Source organism: Streptomyces sp. ICBB 8177, from assembly GCF_003144095.1.
Classification (GTDB): Bacteria; Actinomycetota; Actinomycetes; order Streptomycetales; family Streptomycetaceae; genus Streptantibioticus_D.
In genome coordinates this window covers 1,079,095-1,100,355 of record NZ_NSKH01000023.1, presented here as the reverse complement: position 1 = coordinate 1,100,355, position 21,261 = coordinate 1,079,095, and the positions used below count along the sequence as shown (strand labels likewise).

At 74.1% G+C, this 21,261-nt stretch carries 18 protein-coding genes and 7 tRNA genes; 12 read left to right on the top strand and 13 right to left on the bottom strand.

The genetic code is table 11. The features are described from left to right. Window positions 1-303, bottom strand: a 303-nt coding sequence (locus CK485_RS25280) for a DUF4365 domain-containing protein (RefSeq protein WP_146214585.1), incomplete at its 3' end; no start/stop codon positions are given. A gap of 287 nt (window positions 304-590) precedes the next feature. Between CK485_RS25280 and CK485_RS25275 the strand changes: the two genes are divergently transcribed. After that, a complete protein-coding gene (locus tag CK485_RS25275) occupies window positions 591-1,319 on the top strand; it encodes an exonuclease domain-containing protein (protein ID WP_109454119.1) in 729 nt (242 codons plus the stop codon). A gap of 293 nt (window positions 1,320-1,612) precedes the next feature. Here the strand turns inward: CK485_RS25275 and CK485_RS25270 are convergent. The 3 genes from CK485_RS25270 to CK485_RS25260 all read right to left on the bottom strand — a co-directional run bounded on the left by CK485_RS25270 (window position 1,613) and on the right by CK485_RS25260 (window position 2,414). Continuing rightward, window positions 1,613-1,684 (bottom strand) — tRNA-Val (locus tag CK485_RS25270). 37 nt (window positions 1,685-1,721) lie between these two features. Further along, window positions 1,722-2,183, bottom strand: a complete 462-nt coding sequence (locus CK485_RS25265; protein WP_109454118.1) for an SRPBCC family protein — start codon at window positions 2,181-2,183, stop codon at window positions 1,722-1,724. Between the two features lie 159 nt (window positions 2,184-2,342). Then, window positions 2,343-2,414, bottom strand: a tRNA-Val gene (locus CK485_RS25260). Between the two features lie 343 nt (window positions 2,415-2,757). Here CK485_RS25260 and CK485_RS25255 point away from each other — a divergent pair. Both CK485_RS25255 and CK485_RS25250 read left to right on the top strand, forming a co-directional pair. Further along, window positions 2,758-3,171 carry an SsgA family sporulation/cell division regulator gene (locus tag CK485_RS25255; protein ID WP_003959770.1) on the top strand — a complete coding sequence of 138 codons (414 nt, stop codon included), beginning with the start codon at window positions 2,758-2,760 and terminating at the stop codon, window positions 3,169-3,171. Window positions 3,172-3,393: 222 nt separating this feature from the next. Then, complete coding sequence (locus CK485_RS25250; protein ID WP_109454117.1) at window positions 3,394-3,951, top strand: CGNR zinc finger domain-containing protein; 558 nt, start codon at window positions 3,394-3,396, stop codon at window positions 3,949-3,951. A 460-nt stretch (window positions 3,952-4,411) separates the two neighbouring features. Here the strand turns inward: CK485_RS25250 and CK485_RS25245 are convergent, their stop codons facing one another. Beyond that, window positions 4,412-4,870, bottom strand: a complete 459-nt coding sequence (locus CK485_RS25245; protein WP_109454116.1) for a hypothetical protein — start codon at window positions 4,868-4,870, stop codon at window positions 4,412-4,414. A gap of 194 nt (window positions 4,871-5,064) precedes the next feature. On the opposite strand from CK485_RS25245, the gene CK485_RS25240 reads away from it, so the two are divergent. Continuing rightward, window positions 5,065-5,571, top strand: a complete 507-nt coding sequence (locus CK485_RS25240) for a DsbA family protein (protein ID WP_109454115.1) — start codon at window positions 5,065-5,067, stop codon at window positions 5,569-5,571. A gap of 81 nt (window positions 5,572-5,652) precedes the next feature. Here the strand turns inward: CK485_RS25240 and CK485_RS25235 are convergent, their stop codons facing one another. Next, window positions 5,653-6,483 (bottom strand): GNAT family N-acetyltransferase, encoded by an 831-nt coding sequence (locus CK485_RS25235; RefSeq protein ID WP_109454114.1) that lies wholly within the window; start codon window positions 6,481-6,483, stop codon window positions 5,653-5,655. After that, window positions 6,480-7,301 carry an aminodeoxychorismate lyase gene (locus CK485_RS25230; protein WP_109454422.1) on the bottom strand — a complete coding sequence of 274 codons (822 nt, stop codon included), beginning with the start codon at window positions 7,299-7,301 and terminating at the stop codon, window positions 6,480-6,482. Before CK485_RS25230 ends, CK485_RS25235 begins: the two co-directional genes overlap by 4 nt. A 238-nt stretch (window positions 7,302-7,539) precedes the next feature. On the opposite strand from CK485_RS25230, the gene CK485_RS25225 reads away from it, so the two are divergent. The 5 genes from CK485_RS25225 to CK485_RS25205 all read left to right on the top strand — a co-directional run bounded on the left by CK485_RS25225 (window position 7,540) and on the right by CK485_RS25205 (window position 7,999). Continuing rightward, window positions 7,540-7,612: transfer RNA gene (locus CK485_RS25225), tRNA-Gly, on the top strand. A gap of 25 nt (window positions 7,613-7,637) precedes the next feature. Then, window positions 7,638-7,708, top strand: a tRNA-Cys gene (locus tag CK485_RS25220). Between the two features lies 1 nt (window position 7,709). Continuing rightward, window positions 7,710-7,781: transfer RNA gene (locus CK485_RS25215), tRNA-Val, on the top strand. A 43-nt stretch (window positions 7,782-7,824) separates the two neighbouring features. After that, window positions 7,825-7,896 (top strand) — tRNA-Val (locus CK485_RS25210). A gap of 31 nt (window positions 7,897-7,927) precedes the next feature. Beyond that, window positions 7,928-7,999 (top strand) — tRNA-Val (locus tag CK485_RS25205). Window positions 8,000-8,578: 579 nt separating this feature from the next. On the opposite strand, the gene CK485_RS25200 is transcribed toward CK485_RS25205, so the two are convergent. Further along, window positions 8,579-8,785, bottom strand: coding sequence for a hypothetical protein (locus CK485_RS25200; protein WP_109454113.1), 207 nt, complete (start codon window positions 8,783-8,785; stop codon window positions 8,579-8,581). 364 nt (window positions 8,786-9,149) lie between these two features. Continuing rightward, entirely contained in the window at window positions 9,150-9,404 is a 255-nt protein-coding gene (locus tag CK485_RS25195) for a hypothetical protein (RefSeq protein WP_109454112.1), read from the bottom strand. A 232-nt stretch (window positions 9,405-9,636) separates the two neighbouring features. Between CK485_RS25195 and CK485_RS25190 the strand changes: the two genes are divergently transcribed. The 3 genes from CK485_RS25190 (at window position 9,637) to CK485_RS25180 (ending at window position 13,655) form a co-directional block, all read left to right on the top strand. Then, complete coding sequence (locus CK485_RS25190) at window positions 9,637-11,076, top strand: serine/threonine-protein kinase (RefSeq protein WP_109454111.1); 1,440 nt, start codon at window positions 9,637-9,639, stop codon at window positions 11,074-11,076. A gap of 237 nt (window positions 11,077-11,313) precedes the next feature. Further along, window positions 11,314-12,531, top strand: a complete 1,218-nt coding sequence (locus CK485_RS25185) for an acyl-CoA dehydrogenase family protein (protein ID WP_109454110.1) — start codon at window positions 11,314-11,316, stop codon at window positions 12,529-12,531. Then, complete coding sequence (locus tag CK485_RS25180; protein ID WP_109454109.1) at window positions 12,528-13,655, top strand: acyl-CoA dehydrogenase family protein; 1,128 nt, start codon at window positions 12,528-12,530, stop codon at window positions 13,653-13,655. The genes CK485_RS25185 and CK485_RS25180 overlap by 4 nt, the downstream gene beginning before the upstream one ends. Window positions 13,656-13,752: 97 nt before the next feature. Here the strand turns inward: CK485_RS25180 and CK485_RS25175 are convergent, their stop codons facing one another. The 4 genes from CK485_RS25175 to cbiE form a co-directional block, all read right to left on the bottom strand. Then, window positions 13,753-14,556, bottom strand: a complete 804-nt coding sequence (locus tag CK485_RS25175; RefSeq protein WP_109454108.1) for an RNA methyltransferase — start codon at window positions 14,554-14,556, stop codon at window positions 13,753-13,755. Continuing rightward, window positions 14,549-15,772: a uroporphyrinogen-III C-methyltransferase gene (gene cobA / locus CK485_RS25170; protein ID WP_109454107.1), complete on the bottom strand. Its 1,224-nt coding sequence runs from the start codon at window positions 15,770-15,772 to the stop codon at window positions 14,549-14,551. The genes CK485_RS25175 and cobA overlap by 8 nt, the downstream gene beginning before the upstream one ends. A 244-nt stretch (window positions 15,773-16,016) precedes the next feature. Next, on the bottom strand, window positions 16,017-19,601 hold the full coding sequence (gene cobT, locus CK485_RS25165) for a nicotinate-nucleotide--dimethylbenzimidazole phosphoribosyltransferase (RefSeq protein WP_109454106.1): 3,585 nt from the start codon (window positions 19,599-19,601) through the stop codon (window positions 16,017-16,019). Window positions 19,602-20,051: 450 nt separating this feature from the next. Further along, entirely contained in the window at window positions 20,052-21,260 is a 1,209-nt protein-coding gene (gene cbiE / locus CK485_RS25160) for a precorrin-6y C5,15-methyltransferase (decarboxylating) subunit CbiE (RefSeq protein ID WP_109454105.1), read from the bottom strand. Between the last annotated feature and the right edge of the window lies 1 nt (window position 21,261).

Sequence of the window (21,261 nt, the reverse complement as noted above, 5' to 3'; positions counted from 1 at the left end):
GAAGGAGAAGAACGGCCCGGGCGGGTTCGGCGCCACCTGGTAGGTGCACTTCAACTGCACCTTGATGGTGACCTCGTCGTCCACCTCGTGGCCGCGTGAGCTGTGACTGACGTGCCAGTCGATGCCGTTGTCGGGGAACGGCTGGGCGAGCGAGCACCCCGAGGCGGCGGCGACCGCGTGCAGGTAACCGACCTGAAGTGTCTCCATGCAACTGGTGGTGGCGATCGAGCCCCGCAGCGGGACCGGCCGCTCCTGGAGCGGCCCGTCCGTCAACGGCGCCGGATCGGGCTGGGCGAGCGCCATGGCTCCGGCCGTGCCTTCCGGGCTGCGGAGCCGCGCTCCGCGACGAGTCCTTGGACGGCGGTCGTCGGCTGTCGGCCGAACGGGCCGTCAACTGTGTTGTCACCGGCGGCGAGGTTTCGCAAACCGGCACGGTTCGCTGACGCTGGGTCACGGGTATGAAAGGGACAGGGCGTCAACCCGCAGGCCATGACGGGGCTTGACCACGCGGGACGTTGACCGCCCGTCACCGCCCGTACCCGACATCGCACGTATCACCGTCAGCAGGGTCAGCAAGCAGGGAGCCGGTCATGGCACGCTGGTTCGAGGGGCCCCTCGCCTCGTTCGACACCGAGACCACGGGCGTGGACGTCGAGCACGACCGCATCGTGTCGGCGGCGCTGGTGGTGCAGGACACCCCCGATTCGGCGCCGCGCACGCGGCGTTGGCTGGTGAACCCGGGAGTGCCGGTACCCGAGGCGGCGAGGGCCATACACGGGTTGACCGACGCGCTCCTGCGGGCGCACGGCACGGCGCCGGGTCCCGCGACGGAGGAGATGGCGCGGGCACTGGCGGCGCTCTCGGTGCGCGCGGTGCCGCTGGTGGTGATGAACGCGCCGTTCGATCTGACGCTGCTGGACCGGGAGTTGAAGCGGCACCGGGGCCTGACGCTCGCCGGCTACCTGGAGCGTTCCGCGATGTGCGTGCTCGATCCGCGGGTGCTCGACAAGTACGCGGACCGCTACCGCAAGGGGCGCCGTACGCTCACCGATCTGTGCGCGCACTACGAGGTGTCGCTCACCGACGCGCACGACGCGGCGGCCGACGCACTCGCCTCGCTCCACGTCGTACGGGCGATGGGACGGCGGTACGCGGAGCGCGGCATAGGCGCGATCCCGGCCGCCGAACTGCACGTGCGGCAGGCCCTGTGGCACGCGGCGCAGGCGCGCGGGTTGCAGGCCTGGTTCGCCCGCAACGGCTCCCCCGAGCGCTGCGACCCGGCCTGGCCGCTGCGGCCCGAACTCCCGGAGGCGGCTTAGGCGTTGACGCCGTGACTCCGACTCACGCGAGGCGGGGGGGGAAGCCTCCCCCACTTCACCCTCGGCCACGGCATGGGGGGGTGTGGGTGGCGAAGCCCCCACCCGCGAGGCGAAGCCGAGCCAAAAGCAACGAGAGCGAAGCCGCTCGCGCCTTCCGCGAGCACACTTCACCCTCGGCCACGGCATGGGGGGTGTGGGTGGCGAAGCCCCACCCGCGAGGCGAAGCCGAGCCAAAAAACAACGAGAGCGAAGCCGCTCGCGCTTTCCGCGAGCACACTTCACCCTCGATCGAGTGGGCGATACTGGGTTCGAACCAGTGACCTCTTCGGTGTGAACGAAGCGCTCTTCCGCTGAGCTAATCGCCCGGACGACGTGAACAATACAGGGCCGGGGACCCCGCGTTCAAACGGCGTCCCGGGGGCGGCCCGCCAGCGCGGCGCGCAGTCCGCCGAGCCCGCGGCGCATCATCACGGCGTGGTTGACGAGGAAGAACGGCCGGCCGGGGAGCGCGAGGCGACGCATGAGGGGCTTGCGGACGACGACCCGTTGTTCGTACAGCGCCCGGCATCCGCTCCCGTCCGGCGTGAGGGTCCACCGGACCCACCCCTCCAGGTCCCCGCTCATCGCGACCTGGAGGACCGCGTCATCGGGCGAGCGCAGGACCTGCCGGACGCCGACCACGAGGTCGTACGGGAGCAGCGAGCGGAAACGCATCGTTCCGGAGACCTCGTCGATCCGGTCCACCTCTCGCACCTGCGGCCACCAGCGCGGGTACCCCTCAGGGTCCGCCAGGACCGCGTACACGGCCTCGACGGGAGCGGCGAGCCGCCAGACGCTGCGAAAGCGGTACCGGCACCAGTCCATGGCCTCAGTGTGACGCCTCGTCCGGGAACGGTGGGACCGCCTCGACCACGAGACGGGGGTGTGGGCGGCGGAGCCCCACCGCGAGCCGGAGCCGAGCCGGGAGACACCGAGGGCGGAGTGGGCTCGCGTTTCCGCGAGCCCACTCCGCCCTCGACCCGGTGGGCGATACTGGGTTCGAACCAGTGACCTCTTCGGTGTGAACGAAGCGCTCTTCCGCTGAGCTAATCGCCCGGGTGCGGGGACAACATTAGCGCATGTCAGCGGGGGCCCCTGACCACCTGCGCGGATCCCGTCGCCGACGAGGGCGCCACGCCACCCGGGACGATCACCGCCGGCCCTCCGCGCTCGCCGCACACAGACACTCAACGATCACCCTCTGTGACGACTTCGCAAACCTCCCGATTCGGTCCCATCACCACATCGGCCCACGATCACGCGCCGAAGCTGGTCCGAACGAAGTACCGGAAGCTTCACAAACCAGTCAGAGGGGTTTACAACGTCCTCGCAGGTGGCATGTCGATTTCGCCGACGTGCGAATCCCCGAGCGCACACTGAGCGAAAGGCCCTGGCGCTTATGAACACCACGGTCAGCTGCGAGCTGCACCTGCGCCTCGTTGTGTCGAGCGAATCCTCACTGCCCGTGCCCGCGGGCCTGCGGTACGACACGGCCGATCCCTACGCCGTGCACGCCACCTTCCACACCGGTGCCGAAGAGACGGTCGAATGGGTGTTCGCCCGTGACCTGCTCGCCGAGGGTCTGCACCGCCCCACCGGCACCGGCGACGTTCGTGTCTGGCCATCGCGCAGTCACGGCCAGGGCGTCGTCTGCATCGCCCTCAGCTCGCCGGAGGGCGAAGCGCTCCTGGAGGCCCCGGCGCGGGCCCTGGAGTCGTTCCTGAAGCGGACGGACGCCGCGGTGCCGCCGGGCACCGAGCACCGCCACTTCGACCTGGACACGGAGCTGTCGCACATCCTCGCGGAGAGCTGAGCCCCGCCCGACATCCGCGACCGTCCTTACTCGGGGGGACGGCGCGGCCCGATCAGCACGCTCGGCGCGAGCGCCGTGGCCCGACCCCGTCCGGGGTGGGGCCACGGCGCTCGCGCGCTTTCCCGGCCGGTGCGGCGGGCGCGCTAGAGTCACGCGACGAGCCGGTGCGGATTCCGTCGTCGTGCCGGTCGTCGCCGACCCTCGACGCCAGGGAGCGAAAGCGTGCTGATCAACCACGACACCCGGTGCGCGCTCGACAGTGTGGTGGACCTGCTCAACACCGCGCCGGACGGCGAGGACGACGACTCGCTGACGGATCTCGTGGCGCTCGGCGACTTCGTGGCCCGGCACCGGTTCAGCGACGTGGGACCGCTCACCGCGGGCGACCTGGCGGCGGTGCGCGCGCTGCGGGAACGATTCGCCGGGGTGTTCGCCGCCGAGGACGGACAGGCGGCGAGCGCCTTGATCAACACCATGGTCGCCGAGGCCGGGACCACTCCCCGCCTCACCGACCACGACGGCTACGACTGGCACGTGCACTACTTCGCCCCGGGCGCCTCGCTCGCCCACCACCTCGCCGCGGACGGTGGGATGGCCCTGGCGTTCCTGCTGGTCGCGGGTGAGCGGGACCGGCTGCGGCGGTGCGCGGCGCCGGACTGCGGCCGGGCCTTCGTCGACTTGTCGCGCAACCGCTCGCGCCGCTACTGCGACGGCCGCACCTGCGGCAACCGGCTGCACGTCGCCGCCTACCGGGCCCGCAGACGGGAGACCACGGGCTGAAACACGCCCCGGGCCGCACAGCCGGGGGAACGGGAAAGGCGGGAGGGTGCGGGTCAGAACCCGAAGAGGTCGAGGCACGCCCCGAAGAACAGCAGCGTGCCGATGAACCCGAGGAAGAACATCAGGGGCGGCTGGGAGAGCGCGAACAGGCACCCGCGGGGCTCGTCGTTCATGTGGTGCGTGGCCTCAACAGGTCATGGGTCACTCGACAGGGGACTGACTCGCACAACAGTACGCGGCCGTGTGTCCCAAGTCGGTTGCCTCAGGCGGGAGTTGGGGGTCTGACGATCGCCGCGATCATCGCGCGCCGACCCCCCGCCCCCGCAACCAACACGCGTACCCGCAGGGGTGGTTTTCTGGCATGCGGATGCGGCGTCTCATTGTGTGAGACGCCGCAGACCGTGTGTTCCGATGCCGGGCTCACGCGGACCCGCTCAGGCGCCGTGCCCGCGCGATCCGTTCAGATGCCGTGCTTGCGCAGGATCTCCTCGATGTCGTCGAACTCCGACGATCCGCCCTTGCCCGCCTTCGCCCTCTTCGCCTCCACCTGCCGAGGTCCCGGCCGCGCCGCGGGTTCGACGGCGGTCCCGGTCCCCGCGCCGGCCGCCGCCCGGCGTTCGGCGCGCCGTCCCGAACGCCCGGAGGCGAGACGGGCGATCAGGTAGAGCAGGACGGCCAGGGCGAGCACCGCGAAGCCCAGCCAGACCGACGGCTTGAGGACCAGGCCGGCCGCCCAGTCGCCGACCGCCTCGCCGATCTTGCGGAACATGGTGATGAGCCCCGCCAGGTACAGCCCGACCGGCAGCAACGACACCGCGGCGACGCGGACGGCCCGCAGGAAACGGCGTCGCCAGGCCGTGAGCAGTGCCACGGCGAGGCCCGCGCCGGACAGGGCCACACACACGGTCGCGGTCAGCACGGCCGACCACTCCTCGTGCCGGTTGCGGACATGATGTCTCCAATCCCACGGACGTGCCTGCCATCCATCGTGCCTCGCCCCAGCCGCCCGGGCCACGCCCCCGCGACCGCCTCAGGGAGATCTCCGGGTACGCCTCCTTCGCAGGTGCCGGTCCGACGTGACGGGGTGCGCCGGGGGCTTGAGAGACTGAGGCCATGAACCGACCCACCCCGTCCCCGGTCGTCGTCGAGTACTGGTGCGAGGCGCAGTGCCCCGACTGCCGCGCCGCGCTGGACGACCTGCGCGCGCTGCGCGCCCGTTACGGCGACGCGCTGGAGATCCAGTTGCGCCACTTCCCCCTCGACAAGCACGCCCACGCCTACGCAGCCGCCCAGGCCGTGGAGGAGGCGTTCGCGCAGGGCAGGGGGTGGCCGTACCTGGAGGCGGTGCTGGCGCGGGCCGAGGAGTTGGGCGAGCGGGGCGAGGCTCTGCTGACGGAGATCGCCGGGGAGCTCGGGGTGGACGCGGAGGAGGTCGACACCGCGCTGGTCGACGGCCGCCACCTGCTCGTCGTCGACGCCGACCAGGCCGAGGGCCGGGCGATCGGCGTCACGGGCACGCCCACGTATGTCGTTGGCGGGGTCCGCCTCGACGGCGGCAAGAGCCAGGACGGGCTGCGCGAACGCGTCGAACAGCTCGTCGACGAGGCGCTGCGCGGCTAGCGGCGGCGGCCTGTCCGTCCGGCGGCGCTCCCGGCCGCGCCGAGCGGTGGGGAGCACCGCCGTCGTGTCACAGTCGTCGTGTCACAGCAGGGACTTGGTCATCTCGTGCGACGTGGGGCGGTAGCCGAGCGACTCGTAGAGCCGCATCGCCGCCGAGTTGGCCGTGTAGACGTTGAGCCCCACGGACCGCACGCCCGCGGCGAGGCACTCGCGTTCGGCGGTGAGCATCAGGGTGCGGCCGTGGCCCCGGCCGCGGTGCGGCTCGGCGACCTCGACCAGGTAGACCCAGGCCGGGCGGCCCTCGTCCGCCCGCAGCCGCACCCACAGCCAGCCCACGTCCGCGCCGTCCGCGCCCAGCACCCGCAAGGCCGTGTCTGGGGTGAGGTGGCCCTCCGGGAGGGTGGCGGCGTAGTCGGCGTCGGCCAGCTCCACCGCGCGCTGCCTGGTCAGGCCCCTGGCGACCCAGTCGTCGACGTACTCGTCGCGGGTCCTGGCGTGCCAGACCGCGTAGTCGTCGGCGCCCATGGCGCGGACGGTCACGCCCGGCGGCAACGACGGCTCCTCGCCCAGTGCCTTGACCATCGCGCGGTTGCGTTCGGTGTAGCCGAGCGCGGACATCAGCCGCAGCGCGGCGGGCGCCTCGGCCGGGACGCTCGCCTCCACCTGCCGGCACCCCCAGCCGCGCAGCACCTCCTCGGCGGCGAGCGCGGCGACGGTGCCGCGACCGCGCCGCCGGTCCCGCTCGTCGATCCGCAGTTGGACGACGCGGCCCGTGCGGGGGCCGTAACGGCGGTCGGTGGCCAGCCGGATCGAGCCGACCGGGCGGCTGTTGACGCAGACGGTGAAGTCGCGGGATCTGGCCCCGTCCGGCTCGCGCGACTCCGGCCCGGCCGGGCGCAGGGTGGTGGTCACGGGTTGGGCTCCGCCCCGGCCCGCTCGGCGAAGACCCGCATGGCCTTGGCGGTCACCGGGCCCGGGGCGCCCGTCAGTTCGCGGTCGTCGACCCGGTGCACGGCCTGCACGTCCCGCAGGGTCGAGGTCAAGAAGACCTCCTCCGCGCGCTCCAGCACCTCCAGCGGCAGGTCGGCCTCGCGCGCTCCGGCCCAGTCGATCACCAGCTGCCGGGTGATCCCGGCCAGGCAGCCGGACTCCAGGGGCGGGGTGAGCAGTTCACCGTCGAGCACGACGAAGACGTTGGAGCCGGTCCCCTCGCACAGCCGGTCCCGGGTGTTGCCGAACAGCGCCTCGGACGCGCCGTGCTCGTGGGCCCGGGCGAGCGCGAGCACGTTCTCGCCGTACGAGGTGGTCTTCAGGCCGCTCAGCGCGCCGCGTTCGTTGCGCACCCACGGGACGGTGACGACCGCGGTGGTCTCCGGCCGGGGGTGCGCCCCGGAGACGGCGACGACGAGGGTCGCGCCGTGGTCGCCGCGCTCGGAGCCGAGCGGCGAGATGCCTCCGGTGTAGGTGATGCGCAGCCGCCCCAGGGGCACCGGGTTGCTCTCCAGCACCGCCAGGCACGCCCGCCGCACCTCGTCGGCGTCCGGCTCGGGCAGACCGAGGCCGCGGGCGGAGCGGGCGAGCCGGGCCAGATGTCGGTCGAGGGCGAACGGCTCACCGTCGACGGACTTCACCGTCTCGAACACGCCGTCGCCCACCGTCAGTCCGTGGTCGAGGACGGAGACGGTCGCGTCGTCCTCTTCCCTCAGTCCACCGTTCACCCAGATCATCAAGGGTCGGCCCTCCACCGGAGTCGGTTCGTCGTCGCGTTCATGACCAGCTGTCCCACGACGTCGGCACGCGGCCGCCGCGGCGCCCACGTCCCGCTCCCGACGCTACCGCCGTGGACCACCTGGCGGTGACCCCTCACACCGCCCGGCACGCTGCGGAAACGGAATTTGAGCTGACGCGGAATTCCGCTAGAGTTCAACACGTCGCCGGGACGCGGGAGCGCCCCGGATCACGGCACACGCGGACGTGGCTCAGTTGGTAGAGCATCACCTTGCCAAGGTGAGGGTCGCGGGTTCGAATCCCGTCGTCCGCTCGATGGGGGTCCTGTGATCCCCGTTGGTGGAGTGGCCGAGAGGCGAGGCAACGGCCTGCAAAGCCGTCTACACGGGTTCAAATCCCGTCTCCACCTCGGACGATTAGCTCAGCGGGAGAGCGCTTCCCTGACACGGAAGAGGTCACTGGTTCAATCCCAGTATCGTCCACTGGATCCGTGAGGGTCCCGAACGGTGCCCCCGGCACCATCCCGCGCGATTAGCTCAGCGGGAGAGCGCTTCCCTGACACGGAAGAGGTCACTGGTTCAATCCCAGTATCGCGCACGCGGCACGCCCCTCGCGGGGTGTGCGTCCCGGACGATTAGCTCAGCGGGAGAGCGCTTCCCTGACACGGAAGAGGTCACTGGTTCAATCCCAGTATCGTCCACAAGGTCGAGGGCGGAGTGTGCTCGCGGAAAACGCGAGCCACCCCGCCCTCGTCGTTTCTGCTCGGCTCCGCCTCGCCAAGCGGGGGCTCCGCCACCCGCACCCCCAGGGCCGCGCGACGTCGAGGACGGAGTCCGCTCGCGATCGAGGGCGGAGTGTGCTCGCGGAAAACGCGAGCCACCCCACCCTCGTCGTTTCTGCTCGGCTCCCCCTCGCCAAGCGGAGGCTCCGCCACCCGCACCCCCAGGGCCGCGCGACGTCGAGGACGGAGTCCGCTCGCAGTCGAGGGCGGAGTGTGCTCGCAGTCGAGGGCGGAGTGTGCTCGCGGAAAACGCGAGCCACCCCGCCCTTGTCGTTTCTGCTCGGCTCCGCCTCGCCAAGCGGAGGCTCCGCCACCCGCACCCCCAGGGGCGGGACCGACCTCGGGGGCGGCTCCGCCGGCCGGAGGCGGAAAGTCTCGGGGCCCGGACACCTCCAGATGTCCGGGCCCCGTGCCGTCCGTGCGCCCCCCGTCCCCACGGGGTCTGTTACCGGTTTGTCCCCGGTCCGGGCCGCTCTCCCGGACCTGTGACGCTTGAGTTCAGCGTCCCATCAACCCGGCCACGGACGACGCCTGTACGACCACCGCGTGCCATCCTCCGCACACCGCGAGCAGCACCCCCACGGGCGCCGCCATGGCGACGGCCACCAGTGGATGCCGGGTCCCCGACCGGCGTCCGCCGGTGAACACGGCCGCCCTCAGGCCGCGTCCCCGCTTGACCGTCCGTGCCGCCGTGTGCACCGCCATGACCGCTCTCCCCGTGTGTCCCGCCGTGGTCTCCAACTTGGGGCGGCGGGCGTCTGACCTCGGGGGACGAGTGCTCCGCCCGCCGCTTGCCCTCCACACTAGACGCGCGGCAAGTGCGGGTCGTCATGCCGTCGTACCCCTTCCCTGGCCTCCCCGAGGATGAGGCGTGCCGGGACGGGATACTCCGCTGGGTGGAGAGACCCCCGACCCCTCTCAGGGTCCCCGTCGAGCACGGCCGCCCGTCGTCCCGCGCGCGACGTTCCGCGCACGGTGGCGCGCCCCCGCCCGGCGAAGGCCGCCACCCCGCCGCCGCACGTGGGACGGCACCGCGCGGAGAGCCGGACAGCGCTTGCGCGTGCGCCGGCTACGCCGCCGTGCCGACTGCCTCCTGCGTCTCGGCGTCGGCCCTGGGCACCGGCTGCTCGACCAGGGCGAGCACCCGCGTCGCCATGAAACGCGCGGTCCGTACCACTGATCCACTTCTGGTGACTTCGCTCACCTCCACCACGCCGCGGCGCACCGCCGTCTCCACCCGCCGCCCGGCACGGGTGGCCACCACCTCGTAGGTGCGGGTCGTGTCGCCCGCGTCCACCACTATCTCCACGCGATCACCTTTCACGCCGTCAATCCCCCTTCACAGACAGCCGGTTGGTGAGGTGGGCAGGCTCCGCCGGAGGCCGCGCCCGAGGACCTTCCCACGCGTCGATCGTCTCACCGGCCACTGACAATCCGCCGGTTGGCGCAGGCGGCGCCTGACCGCACCCGGGGCGGTCAGTCCGTAAGCTGTGCTTCGTCACACGGACCGGGCGGGCAGCACATTCGGGTCTCCCCACCGGAGGTAGGGGAAGAAGATGACGATGATGCGGCTCCGGCGCGAGGATCCGCGTGTCGTCGGCTCGTTCCGGCTGCACCGGCGGCTCGGCGCCGGGGGCATGGGCGTGGTCTACCTCGGCTCCGACAAACGCGGCCAGCGCGTGGCGTTGAAGGTGATCCGGCCGGAGCTGGCGGAGGATCAGGAGTTCCGGCAGCGGTTCGCCCGCGAGGTGTCCGCGGCCCGGCGCATCCGCGGCGGCTGCACGGCGCGGCTGGTCGCGGCGGACCTGGAGACCGAACGTCCCTGGTTCGCCACGCAGTACGTGCCCGGCCCGTCCCTCTACGACAAGGTGGGCGCCGAGGGCCCGCTGCCGGCCGCCGAGGTGGCGGGGATCGGCGCGGCGCTGGCCGAGGGCCTGGTCGCGGTGCACGACGCGGGCGTGGTCCACCGCGACCTGAAGCCGTCCAACATCCTGCTGTCGCCCAAGGGCCCGCGCATCATCGACTTCGGCATCGCCTGGGCGACCGGGGCCAGCACGCTGACGCACGTCGGCACCGCCGTCGGCTCGCCCGGCTTCCTCGCGCCGGAACAGGTGCGCGGCGCCGCGGTCACCCCGGCCACCGACGTCTTCGCCTTCGGCGCCACGCTGGCGTACGCGGCGGCGGCCGACTCGCCGTTCGGCCAGGGCAGTTCCGAGGTCATGCTCTACCGGGTGGTGCACGAGGAGCCGGACCTGCGCGGCGTGCCCGACGCGCTGGCGCCACTGGTCTACGCGTGCCTCGCCAAGGAGCCCGGTGACCGGCCGAGCGCGGCCCGGCTCGCGGAGCGCCTGTCCGAGATCGCCGCCCGCGAGGCGCGCGGCCTGGACAGCGGTGCCCCGCGCAAGGCCGCGGGGCCGCATCCCGAGCGCCCGACCGGCCCCCGCGCCGAGGAGTACGCGCGGCAGCGCACCGAGCGCCGCCCGGCGGAGGCGGGGCACGAGGCGTCGTCGGTCCGCACTCCCCCGCGCGGCCACCCCGCGCGCACGCCCGCGGGCCGTGCCCCGGGGCGGCCTCCGGCCCAGCGCGGCGCCCCGGCGCGTACGCCCGCGCCCCGCACCCCCGCCGGGCGCCGCCCCGGCAGGCCCGACCGCAGGCTGCTGCGGCAGCGGGTGATCGTCTTCGTCACGGTGACCTTGCTGGTCGCGCTGGGCATCGCGGCGGCGCAGGGGTGTCAGGGCCCGAGCCACGGCCTCGGGGTCCCGCACGCACCGGTGAGCACGGCCTCACCGACCGGCGGCGCCACGGCCTCCGGCGCCCCGGCCGCCGGCGCGGTGTCCGGCGCCGCTTCCGGCGCGGCGCGGGCCCCGGAAGGCGGGGCGGCCGCGAAGGCGCCGGGTGGCGCGGCCGTGGGCACGCCGACCGTCTCGGAGACAGCCGCGAACGCGCCGGACGACGGCACGGTAGACGCCGCCGCGGGCCCCTCCGACGCCCCGTAGGCGACCGCGCTCCGTTCGAGCACGGAGCCGGACCACCGCCCTGATCCGCCGCACGCGTGACCGCCCCACCTGACGCCTCTACCTGTCGACAAACCGACAAGTAGTCGACACCTCCCCCGCCATCCCCGCACATCACGCCAGGGGCTGGCGCGCTCCCGCCGCGTTCGGTAACTTACCAAGCGCTTGCTTAGCTCACGGACGGCCCGCCCCCGGGGCGGGTCTGGGAGGACGCGGCGTATGACCACGAAGACGACGGCCACCACCGGCCGGGGCGGGCTGGACGCGGAGGAGGTCCGGCGCCGGGTCCGCGCGTTCCTGGCGGAGCACGACCCGGTCACGACCGACCGCGCCGCCTTCCTGCGGGCACGGTTCGACGCGGGGCTGGCCTGGGTGCACTTCCCCGAGGGCCTCGGCGGTCTCGGCGCGCCGCGCGCCTTGCAGGGCGTGGTGGACGCGGAGCTGACCGCGGCCGGCGCGCCCGACAACGACCCGCGCCGGATCGGCATCGGGCTGGGCATGGCCGCGCCGACCATCCTGCGCTTCGGCACCGAGGAGCAGAAGTCGCGCTTTCTGCGGCCGCTGTGGACCGGGGAGGAGGTGTGGTGCCAGCTGTTCAGCGAGCCGGGTGCCGGTTCCGACCTCGCCGGGCTGCGCACCCGTGCGGTGCGCGACGGCGACGCGTGGACGGTCAACGGCCAGAAGGTGTGGACGTCCAACGCCCACAACGCCCGCTGGGCCATCCTGATCGCCCGTACCGACCCCGACGTGCCCAAGCACCGCGGCATCACGTACTTCGTCTGCGACATGACCGCGCCCGGTGTCGAGGTCAGGCCGTTGCGGCAGATCACCGGTGAGGCGGAGTTCAACGAGGTCTTCCTCACCGACGTGCGGATCCCGGACGCGCACCGGCTCGGCGACGAGGGCGACGGCTGGCGGGTCGCGCAGACCACGTTGATGAACGAGCGGGTGGCGATCGGCGGCGGCGCCGTGCCGCGCGAGGGCGGCATGATCGGCGTGGCCGCCGCCACCTGGCGCGAACGGCCCGAGCTGCGCACCCCCGAACTGCACGAGCGGCTGCTGCGGTTGTGGGTGGACTCCGAGGTCGCCCGGCTCACCGCGGAACGCGTCCGCCAGCAGCTCGCGGTCGGCGCGCCGGGGCCTGAGGGGTCGGGGCTGAAGCTGGCGTTCGCCCGGCTCAACCAGGCGGTCAGCGGTCTCGAGGTGGAACTGCTGGGCGAGGAGGGTCTGCGGTACCACGGCTGGGAGATGACCCGTCCGGAGACGGTCGACTTCTTCGGCCACGACGCCGGGTACCGCTATCTGCGGGCCAAGGGCAACTCCATCGAGGGCGGCACGTCGGAGATCCTGCGCAACATCGTCGCCGAGCGGGTGCTCGGCCTGCCCTCGGAACCCCGTACCGACAAGGACGTCGCGTGGAAGGACCTGCCCCGATGAGCGCCACCCCCGACCTGCTCTACTCCGACGTCGAGGACGATCTGCGCGCGACGGTGCGGGACGTGCTGACCGACCGCTGCCCGGCGTCGGCGGTGCTGGCGCGCTGTGAGAGCGACGAGCCGTACGACCTCGGGCTGTGGCGCACGCTGGCGGCCGGTTCCGGTCTCGCCGGGCTGCTGGTGCCGGAGAAGCTGGGTGGCGCGGGCGCCTCGGCGCGGGAGGCGGCGGTCGTACTGGAGGAGCTGGGCGGGGCGGTCGCGCCCGTGCCGTTCCTGGGCAGCGCGGTGCTGGCGACCACTGCGCTGCTCGGCTGCGACACGGCGGACGAACGCGTCGCGCGTCTGCTGGACTCGTTGGCCTCCGGCGCGTCGGTGGGAGCGCTGGCGGTGCCGTTGACGTACGGGCCGGGCGTGTCGTTCCCGCAGGCCGTACGCGCCGATGCCGACGGGGTGTTGAGCGGAACGGTGACCAGCGTCGCGGACGCGGCGGTGGCGGACGTCCTGGTGGTCCCGGCGACCGGCCCGGAGGGGCCCGGGCTGTACGCGCTGACGTCCGACACGCCCGGGATGCGCGTCACTCCCGCCGTCCCGCTCGACCTGACCCGCCCGATCGCCGACGTGACCGTGGACGGCGCGACGGCGCACCGCCTGGCGGGCCCGGGGGCCTCCGCACTGGAGGGTGCGCTGCTGGCGGGGGCGGGGCTGCTGGCGTCGGAGCAGGTCGGCGTCGCGCAGTGGTGCCTGGACGAGACGATGCGATACCTGGGCGAGCGGCGGCAGTTCGGGCGTGTCGTGGGCTCGTTCCAGGCGCTGAAGCACCGGCTGGCCGACGTGTGGCTGGAGGTCGTCTCGGCGCGGGCCGCGGCGAGGGCGGCGGCGGACGCGCTGGCGACCGGCAGCCCCGACGCGGCGGTGGCGGTCGCCGTCGCCCAGGCGTACTGCTCGACGGCGGCGGTCCACGCGGCCGAGGAGTGCGTCCAGTTGCACGCGGGCATCGGCATGACGTGGGAGCATCCCGCCCACCTCCACCTGAAGCGCGCCAAGTCCTGCGAACTCGCCCTGGGCACCCCGGGCCACCACCGCACCCGCCTGGCGGCCCTGGTGAACCTGCCCGCGGCGGGGTGAGGCGGGCGGCGGAGCGGCCCGCGGCACCACGTGGGCGGGCCGCCCCGCCGGTGGCCGCCGCGGGACTGGTTCCGGGCGCGTTTCGCGCAGCGGGGTCTCAGGACCTCGTCGTATGGAAGGCGACGGCGGAGGCCGCGGCGACGTTGAGGGAGTCCACTCCGGCGGCCATCGGGATGCGGACCCGCTCATCGGCCGCCCTCAGGGCGCCTTCTGACAGGCCGTCGCCTTCGGTGCCCAGCATCAGGGCCAGCTTCTCGTGTCTGCGGGCGGCCAGTTCGTCGATGGTGATCGACTTGTCCGACAGGCACAGGGCGGCCGTCACGAAGCCGTGCCGGCGGAGCACCTCGATGTCCTGCGGCCAGGAGGTCATCCGCGTCCAGGGGACGTGGAAGACCGCGCCCATCGACACCTTCACTGCCCGCCGGTAGAGGGGGTCGGCGCAGCGTGGCGTGAGGAGGACGGCGTCGATGCCCAGGGCGGCCGCGTTGCGGAAGGCGGCGCCCAGGTTGGCGTGGTCGACCAGGTCCTCGAAGACGGCGACGCGCCGGGTGCCCGCCAACACCTCGCTCACGGTGGGCAGTTGCCTGCGCTGCATGGAGGCCAGGGCTCCGCGGTGCACGTGGTAACCGGTGACCCGTTCGGCCAGCTCCGGGCTGACCAGGTAGACCGGAGCGGGCACCTCGTCGATGACGTCGCGCAGCTGGCCGATCCACTTCGCCGACAACAGCGTCGAGCGCATGCGGTAACCGGCCTGCCGCGCGCGGCGGATGACCTTCTCGCCCTCGGCGATGAACAGCCCCTCCGCGGGCTCCCTTCGGCGGCGCAGCTCGACGTCGGTCAGCGACGTGTAGTCGTGCAGCCGCGGGTCGTCGGGGTCGTCGATCGTGATGGGGTCAGTCACGGTCCGCGCCCACCGTGACCACGTCGCCGATGACGATCACCGCCGGGGGCCGTACGCCCTCGGCCTTCACGACGTCGCCGACCGTGCCGAGCACGGCGTCCACCCGGCGCTGCGCCGCGGTGGTGCCCTCCTGCACGACGGCGACCGGCGTGTCCGCGTCCCGGCCGTGGGCGACGAGCGCGGCGGCGATGGCGCCGATCTTCTCCACGCCCATCAGCACCACCAGCGTGCCGCGCAGCCTCGCCAGCGCCGCCCAGTCCACCAGCGATCGCGGGTCTTCCGGTGCGACGTGGCCGCTGACCACGGTGAACTCGTGCGCCACGCCGCGGTGCGTCACCGGGATGCCCGCGGCTCCCGGCACGCTGATCGAGCTGGAGATCCCGGGCACCACGGTGTACGGGATGCCCGCCTCGGCCAGCGCCTGCGCCTCCTCCATGCCCCGCCCGAAGACGAACGGGTCGCCGCCCTTGAGCCTGACGACGGCCTTGCCCGCCTTGGCGTGCTCGATCAGCGCGGCGTTGATCGCCTCCTGCGCCATCGCCCGGCCGTACGGGATCTTGGCGGCGTCGATCACCTCGACGTGCGGCGGCAGTTCGTCCAGCAGGTCACGCGGTCCGAGCCGGTCGGCGACCACCACGTCCGCCTCGGCGAGCATCCTGCGTCCGCGCACGGTGATCAGGTCCGGGTCCCCGGGGCCGCCGCCGACCAGCGCCACGCCGACCCCGCGGGCCCGGCGCCGGGGCGCGGCCAGCGAGCCGTCGCGCAGGCCCTCGACCACCGCGTCCCGTACCGCCGCCGAGCGGCGCGGATCGCTTCCGGTGAGCACCGCGACCGTCACGCCCTCGCTGCGCCCGGTCGCCGGGGTCCAGGCGGTGGCGGCGTCGGCGTCGTCGCTGCGCACGCACCACACCCGGCGCTCCTCGGCCTCGGCGGAGGCGGCGGCGTTGGCCTCGGGATCGTCGGTGGCGACCACCACGTACCAGGCGCCCTCCAGGTCCCCGTACGTGTAACGGCGGCGCTCCCAGCGCACCTCCCCCGCGGTGACCATGGCCTCGACGGACGCGGTGGCGGAGGTGGAGATGAGCACGACGTCGGCGCCCGCGGACACCAGGGAGGGGAGCCTGCGCTGCGCGACCTGACCGCCGCCGAGCACGACGACCCGCCGTCCGGCGAGGCGCAGTCCGACCGGATAGGCGGGCACGTCGTTACGGTCCATGGCGGTGCGGCTCCTCATGCGATGCGGCGGTGCGGGGGACGACGGCTCCGTGCCGTCGCCCGGAGTCCGGCCGGGACCGGCGGACCGGCCCGTGCCGGCCCGCGGTCGGGGTGGGCGCCCAGCCGGTGGTGACAACCTTACGGTGCGCGACGGGCGCCGCGCGGCGAGGCACATCGCACGGCGACCGGCCCCGGCCTGCGCGGTCGCCGTCGTACGGGCCCGGATCCGCCCTCGCGGGCTCCGGTCAGCCCTTCTCGGTGACGCCCGCCGAGTCGAACGTGGCCACCTCGTGCATCACCCGAGCCGCGCTCTGCACCAGCGGCAGCGCGAGCAGGGCACCGGTGCCCTCGCCCAGCCTCAGGTCGAGGTCGACCAGCGGACGCAGACCGAGCTTGGTCAGGGCCGCCACGTGGCCGGGCTCCGCGCTGCGGTGACCCGCGATGCAGGCGGCCAGTGCCTCGGGAGCGACGGCCCGGGCGACCAGCGCGGCGGCCCCGGCGCTCACGCCGTCCAGGATGACCGGGGTGCGCAGCGACGCGCCGCCGAGCAGCAGACCGACCATGGCCGCGTGCTCCAGGCCGCCGATGGCCGCGAGGACGCCGATGGGGTCGGCGGGGTCGGGCTTGTGCAACTCCAGGGCGCGGCGCACCACGTCCACCTTGCGGGCGTGCATCTCGTCGTTGATGCCGGTGCCGCGGCCGGTGACCTCGGCCGGGTCGACGCCGGTGTAGACCGAGATCAGCGCGGCGGACGCGGTGGTGTTGGCGATACCCATCTCGCCGGTGAGCAGCGCCTTGTTGCCGGCGGCCACCAGGTCGCGGGCGGTCTCGATGCCCACCTCGATCGCCCGCAGCACGTCCTCGCGGGTCATGGCCGGGCCGGTGGTGAAGTCACCGGTGCCGTGCCGCACCTTGCGCGGCAGCAGGCCGGGCGTGGTGGGCAGTTCGGACGCGACGCCGACGTCGATCACGCAGACCTCGGCGCCCACCTGGTTGGCGAACGCGTTGCAGACCGCTCCCCCGGCGAGGAAGTTCTCCACCATCTGGCCGGTGACCTCCTGCGGCCACGCGGTGACGCCCTGGGCGTGCACCCCGTGGTCACCGGCGAAGATCGCGACGGCGGCGGGCTCGGGGATGGGCGGCGGGCACTGCCGGGACAGACCGCACAGCTGCGCGGAGATGATCTCCAGCATGCCGAGCGCGCCCGACGGCTTGGTCATCCGCTTCTGCCGCTCCCACGCCTCGCCGAGCGCCTTGGCGTCCAGCGGGCGGATGCCGCGCAGTGTCTCGTCCAGCAGGTCGTGCGGTGCCTCGCCGGGAAGGGCGCGGTTGCCGTACTCCTCCTCGTGCACCACCCAGGCCAGCGGACGGCGCTTGGACCAGCCCGCCTGCACCAGTTCGGGGTCCTCCGGGAACTCGTCCACGTACCCCACGCACAGGTAGGCGACGACCTCCAGGTGGTCGGGCAGGCCCAGTTCGCGGACCATCTCGCGCTCGTCGAAGAAGCTGACCCAGCCGACGCCGAGGCCTTCGGCGCGGGCGGCGAGCCACAGGTTCTCCACCGCGAGCGCCGAGCTGTACGGGGCCATCTGCGGCTGGGTGTGGCGGCCGAGGGTGTGACGGCCGCCGCGCGTCGGGTCCGCGGTCACCACGATGTTGACCGGGGTGTCGAGGATCGCCTCGATCTTCAGCTCGCGGAACTGCTTGGCGCGGGCCTTCGGCAGCGACTTGGCGTACGCGTCACGCTGACGCATCGCCAGTTCGTGCATCTTCTCGCGGGTCTTGTCGGAGCGGATGACCACGAAGTCCCACGGCTGGGAGTGGCCGACGCTGGGCGCGGTGTGCGCCGCCTCCAGCACGCGCAGCAGCACCTCGTGCGGGATCGGGTCCTGGCGGAAGCCGTTGCGGATGTCGCGGCGCTCGCGGATCACCTTGTGCACGGCGTCGCGTACGGCCTCGTCGTATCCCGCGGCGGCGGATGTGGCGGCGGCTTCGCCCTCGCTACCGCTCCCAGCCTTGCCGGAGGTCTCCCCGGGGGCTTCACCGTCGGCGTCCGTCGCGGTGTCGACGGCAGGGCCCGCAACGGTGTCCACGGCCGACGTCCGCGGCGACGGCTCCTGGTCGGCGGCGGGCGTCGCACCGGCTGGCGTCGCGTCGTCAGCGGGGGCGGGGGCCTGCGCCGGTGTCTCGGCCCGCTCCGGCTGAACGGGGACGGCTTCGGCCTGCGGCTCGGCGGCCCGGGGCTCCGGGACGACCGTCACGCGCACCGGCTCGCGGTCGAGGTCGGCCAGGGCCCCGGGCTCGTCGGCCGGCCCGCCACGCGGGCTCTCGGCGACGTCGACCGGTACGGCGACCGGCTCCACCACGGGCCCCGCCTCGGGCTGTTCGGCCTGCTGGGCGTCCTCGGGCTGCTGGGCCCCCTCAGGCCGCTCCGGCGCCACCGGCCGCCCGGCCTGCGGGATCGCTTGCGCCTCGGGCGGGTCCTGGGCCTCGGCTTCCGGCTGCGGCTGCGGCTGCGCGGGCGCCTCGGGCGTCACGGTGGCGGCAGCGGCCGGCGTCGGGCCCCAGGGGCCGCCCGCCACGGGCGCTTCGCCGTTCTGCTGGGCCGGGATGGAGGCGGTCTCGTCCACCGGTACGTCGAGGTACTCGGGTCCGGTGGTCGGGTCGCCGGGGACGGAGTCGCGCACCGGAGTGGGCGCGACGGGCGGCGGCGTGGGGCCGCGGTCGGCGAGCGAACGCACCGACACCCCGCCGGACGAGTCGGATCCCAGCGCGGCGGGGGTGGGCGGACCGAGGTGCAACGGCCGCCGTACCGCGCCGTTCTGACCGTTCTGGCCGTTCTGACCGGCGGCGGAGCCCGCCGGGCCGCCAGGCGCGGGCACGCGGGACGCAGGTGCGACGGCGGGGTCGGCCTCGGCGGCGGGGTCCACGGCGGCGTTCTCCCGGACGGGCTCGGCGAGCGGCGCGGGCCCGGCAGGCGGCGCGGCCTGCGCGTCCTGCACCGGTGCCTCGGGGGCGGCGACGGGCTCGGCCGCGGGCTGCCCGTCCGCGCCGGCCACCGGCGCGGCGGCCACCTGCTCCGCGCCCTGGGCGGGCTGCTGGGCGCCGGTCGTCACGGGGTCGGGCAGCGCCTCGACGGCTTCGGGCTGACCGGGGCCGGTGTGGCCCAGGTCCAGCGAACCCGGCTCGATGCGTGCGGAGTCGGCGTCGGCGGACTCCTGCGGCACGGCGCCCTCGGCGGGCAGCGCCTCCTGCGGCACGGCCCCGGCCCGCGCCTCACCGTGACCGGGATCGGCCTGAGCCGGATCGACGTGAACGGGACCGGCCTCAGCGGGCTCGGCGTGAACGGATTCAGCCTGAACGGGCTCAGCCTGAACCTGCTCTGCCTGCGCCGCCTCCGGCCGGCCGCTTCCGGGCTGCGCGACGGCGGCCTCGGGCGCGACGGCCTCCTCCGTGTCGACCGCCTGCGCAGCGGCCGGTGCCTCGTGCTGCGGTGCCTGGGCCTGCCCGGGGGCCGACGGCTGCGGGAACGGCGGCTGCGGCGGGACCGGCTGCGGGTCGCCCCAGGAACCCTGCGGGGCGGGCATCAGCAGCAGGTCGTCGTCCTCGGCGGCCACCGGCGGCTCGACGCCCTCCGGCTGGTCGAGGTAGTCGAAGACGGGCGTCGCGGGGGCCAGGAAAGCGTCGGTGCTCCAGCCGTGCCCCGACCCGGCTGCCGCGGCCGGGGTGCCGGCCGGTTGCGCGGACAGGTCGGCGTGCGGCTGCTGAACCGCTTCTGCGCCTGCGTTCCCCGGCAGTCCCTCGCCGGGGACCGGGCCGGTGTCAGTCATGCGTGCCCCTCGCCCATCGGTGTCGCTCCTTCCAGCCCCGTGATGCGCCGGCGGCTGCGGCACAAGGCCACTCGAAGGAAGAACGAGCACGCGTGGCAGGCGGCACGACCACCCCGGGACGTTCATTGTCCCGGCCGGTCGCGCACCGTGGCCACCCAACTCGGCTTCCCGGACCTGTGGACTGCGCCACGTCCCCCACCGGCGCCGCGCCCGCCGCCAGCGAGAACACGCCACCTCCCAGCAGGGATCGCGAGGTCACCGGCGCGCGGCACGACGGTCCGCCAGCCTACCGCGCGATCACCCGATCGTGTGCCGAGCCCCCGGTTTCATCCGAACAGACGTACGCTGCACGGTCGTTGACAGGCCAGTCCGGGAGCGAGCCTTCCGGGCGGCCGGTTCTGCGTCGCGAGCGGCGGGTTCACCGCTGACCCGGTTCGCCGTCGAGTCGGGTCACCGTTGAGTCAGTTCGCCACTGAGGAGGAAGTCGGTGGCGCGTTCGCGTTCCGCCCAGGCGTCGTCGAGCTCCACGGACTGCAGCAGGGTGCGTTCCACCGCGTAGCCGCCCTCGGCCAGCACCCGGCCGATCTCCTCCGCCTCGTCACGCGTGGTGGCCGAGGCCTCGATGCGCTCCGGGCGGCGCGCGGCGCAGGCGGCCACCACCGGGGCGCCTCCGCCCCCGACGCGTACCACGTCCGGCTCGGGCAGGTCCTCCAGCACCTGCGGCGCCGTGCCGTGGACGACCTGGGGGGCGACGCCGAAGCGGCGGGCGTTCGCGGTGATCAGGGCGCAGGCCTCGGCGTCCCGGTCGACCGCGATCACGGCGGCGCCGAGCCGGGCGGCCTCCACGGCGACCTCGCCCGCCCCGGCGCCGATGTCCCACAGCAGGTCACCGGTACGCGGGCCGAGCCGGGCGAGCTGGACGGCGCGCAGCCGTGCCGAGCCGAAGGCCGCGCCGGGTCCGTGTCCGTAGCGCTCGGCGGGCAGGGCCCAGCCGCGCAGCGGTCCGGGGTAGCGCGGGTCCTGGCCGGCGATCCAGCCGCTGGTGTCGGAGGCGGAGGGGCCGCCGATGGCCAGGACGACGTTGGGGTCGCGCCAGGTGTGGTCGGCGACCTTGTCGGAGGTCAGTACGGTGACCTCCTCGCGCTCGGTGCCCAGCGCCTCGCAGATGACGAAGGTGCGGTGCACTCCGCCCAGCAAGAGCGCGAGTTCGGCCGGCCCGGCGCCGGGCGCGGTGAGCACGGCGACCTTGGGGTGGGCGCGGATCACGTTGACCGCGCGGCGCAGGGTGCGGCTGTGGGCGACGACGACGCGGGCGTCGTCCCATGGCATCCCGGCGCGGGCGAAGGCCTGCGCGACGGAGGAGACGCCGGGCACCACCTCGACCTCCAGGCCGTGTTCCGGCTTGCGCAGCGCCCGTACGACGCCGAAGAAGCCGGGGTCGCCGTCGGCCAGGACCACGGCGGTGCCGCGGTGGGCGGCGACGCGGCGGGCGGCCAGGTCGATGCTGCCGAGCCGGACGCGTTCCGCGGCGGCGGGGACGTCGGGCAGCGCCAGATGGTGGGGTGCGCCGGCCACCAGCGTGGCGGCCCTGAGCGCGGCCCGTGCCGCCGCGGTCGGCGGCGTGCCGTCCCACCCGATCACCGTGACCCGGTCAGCCATC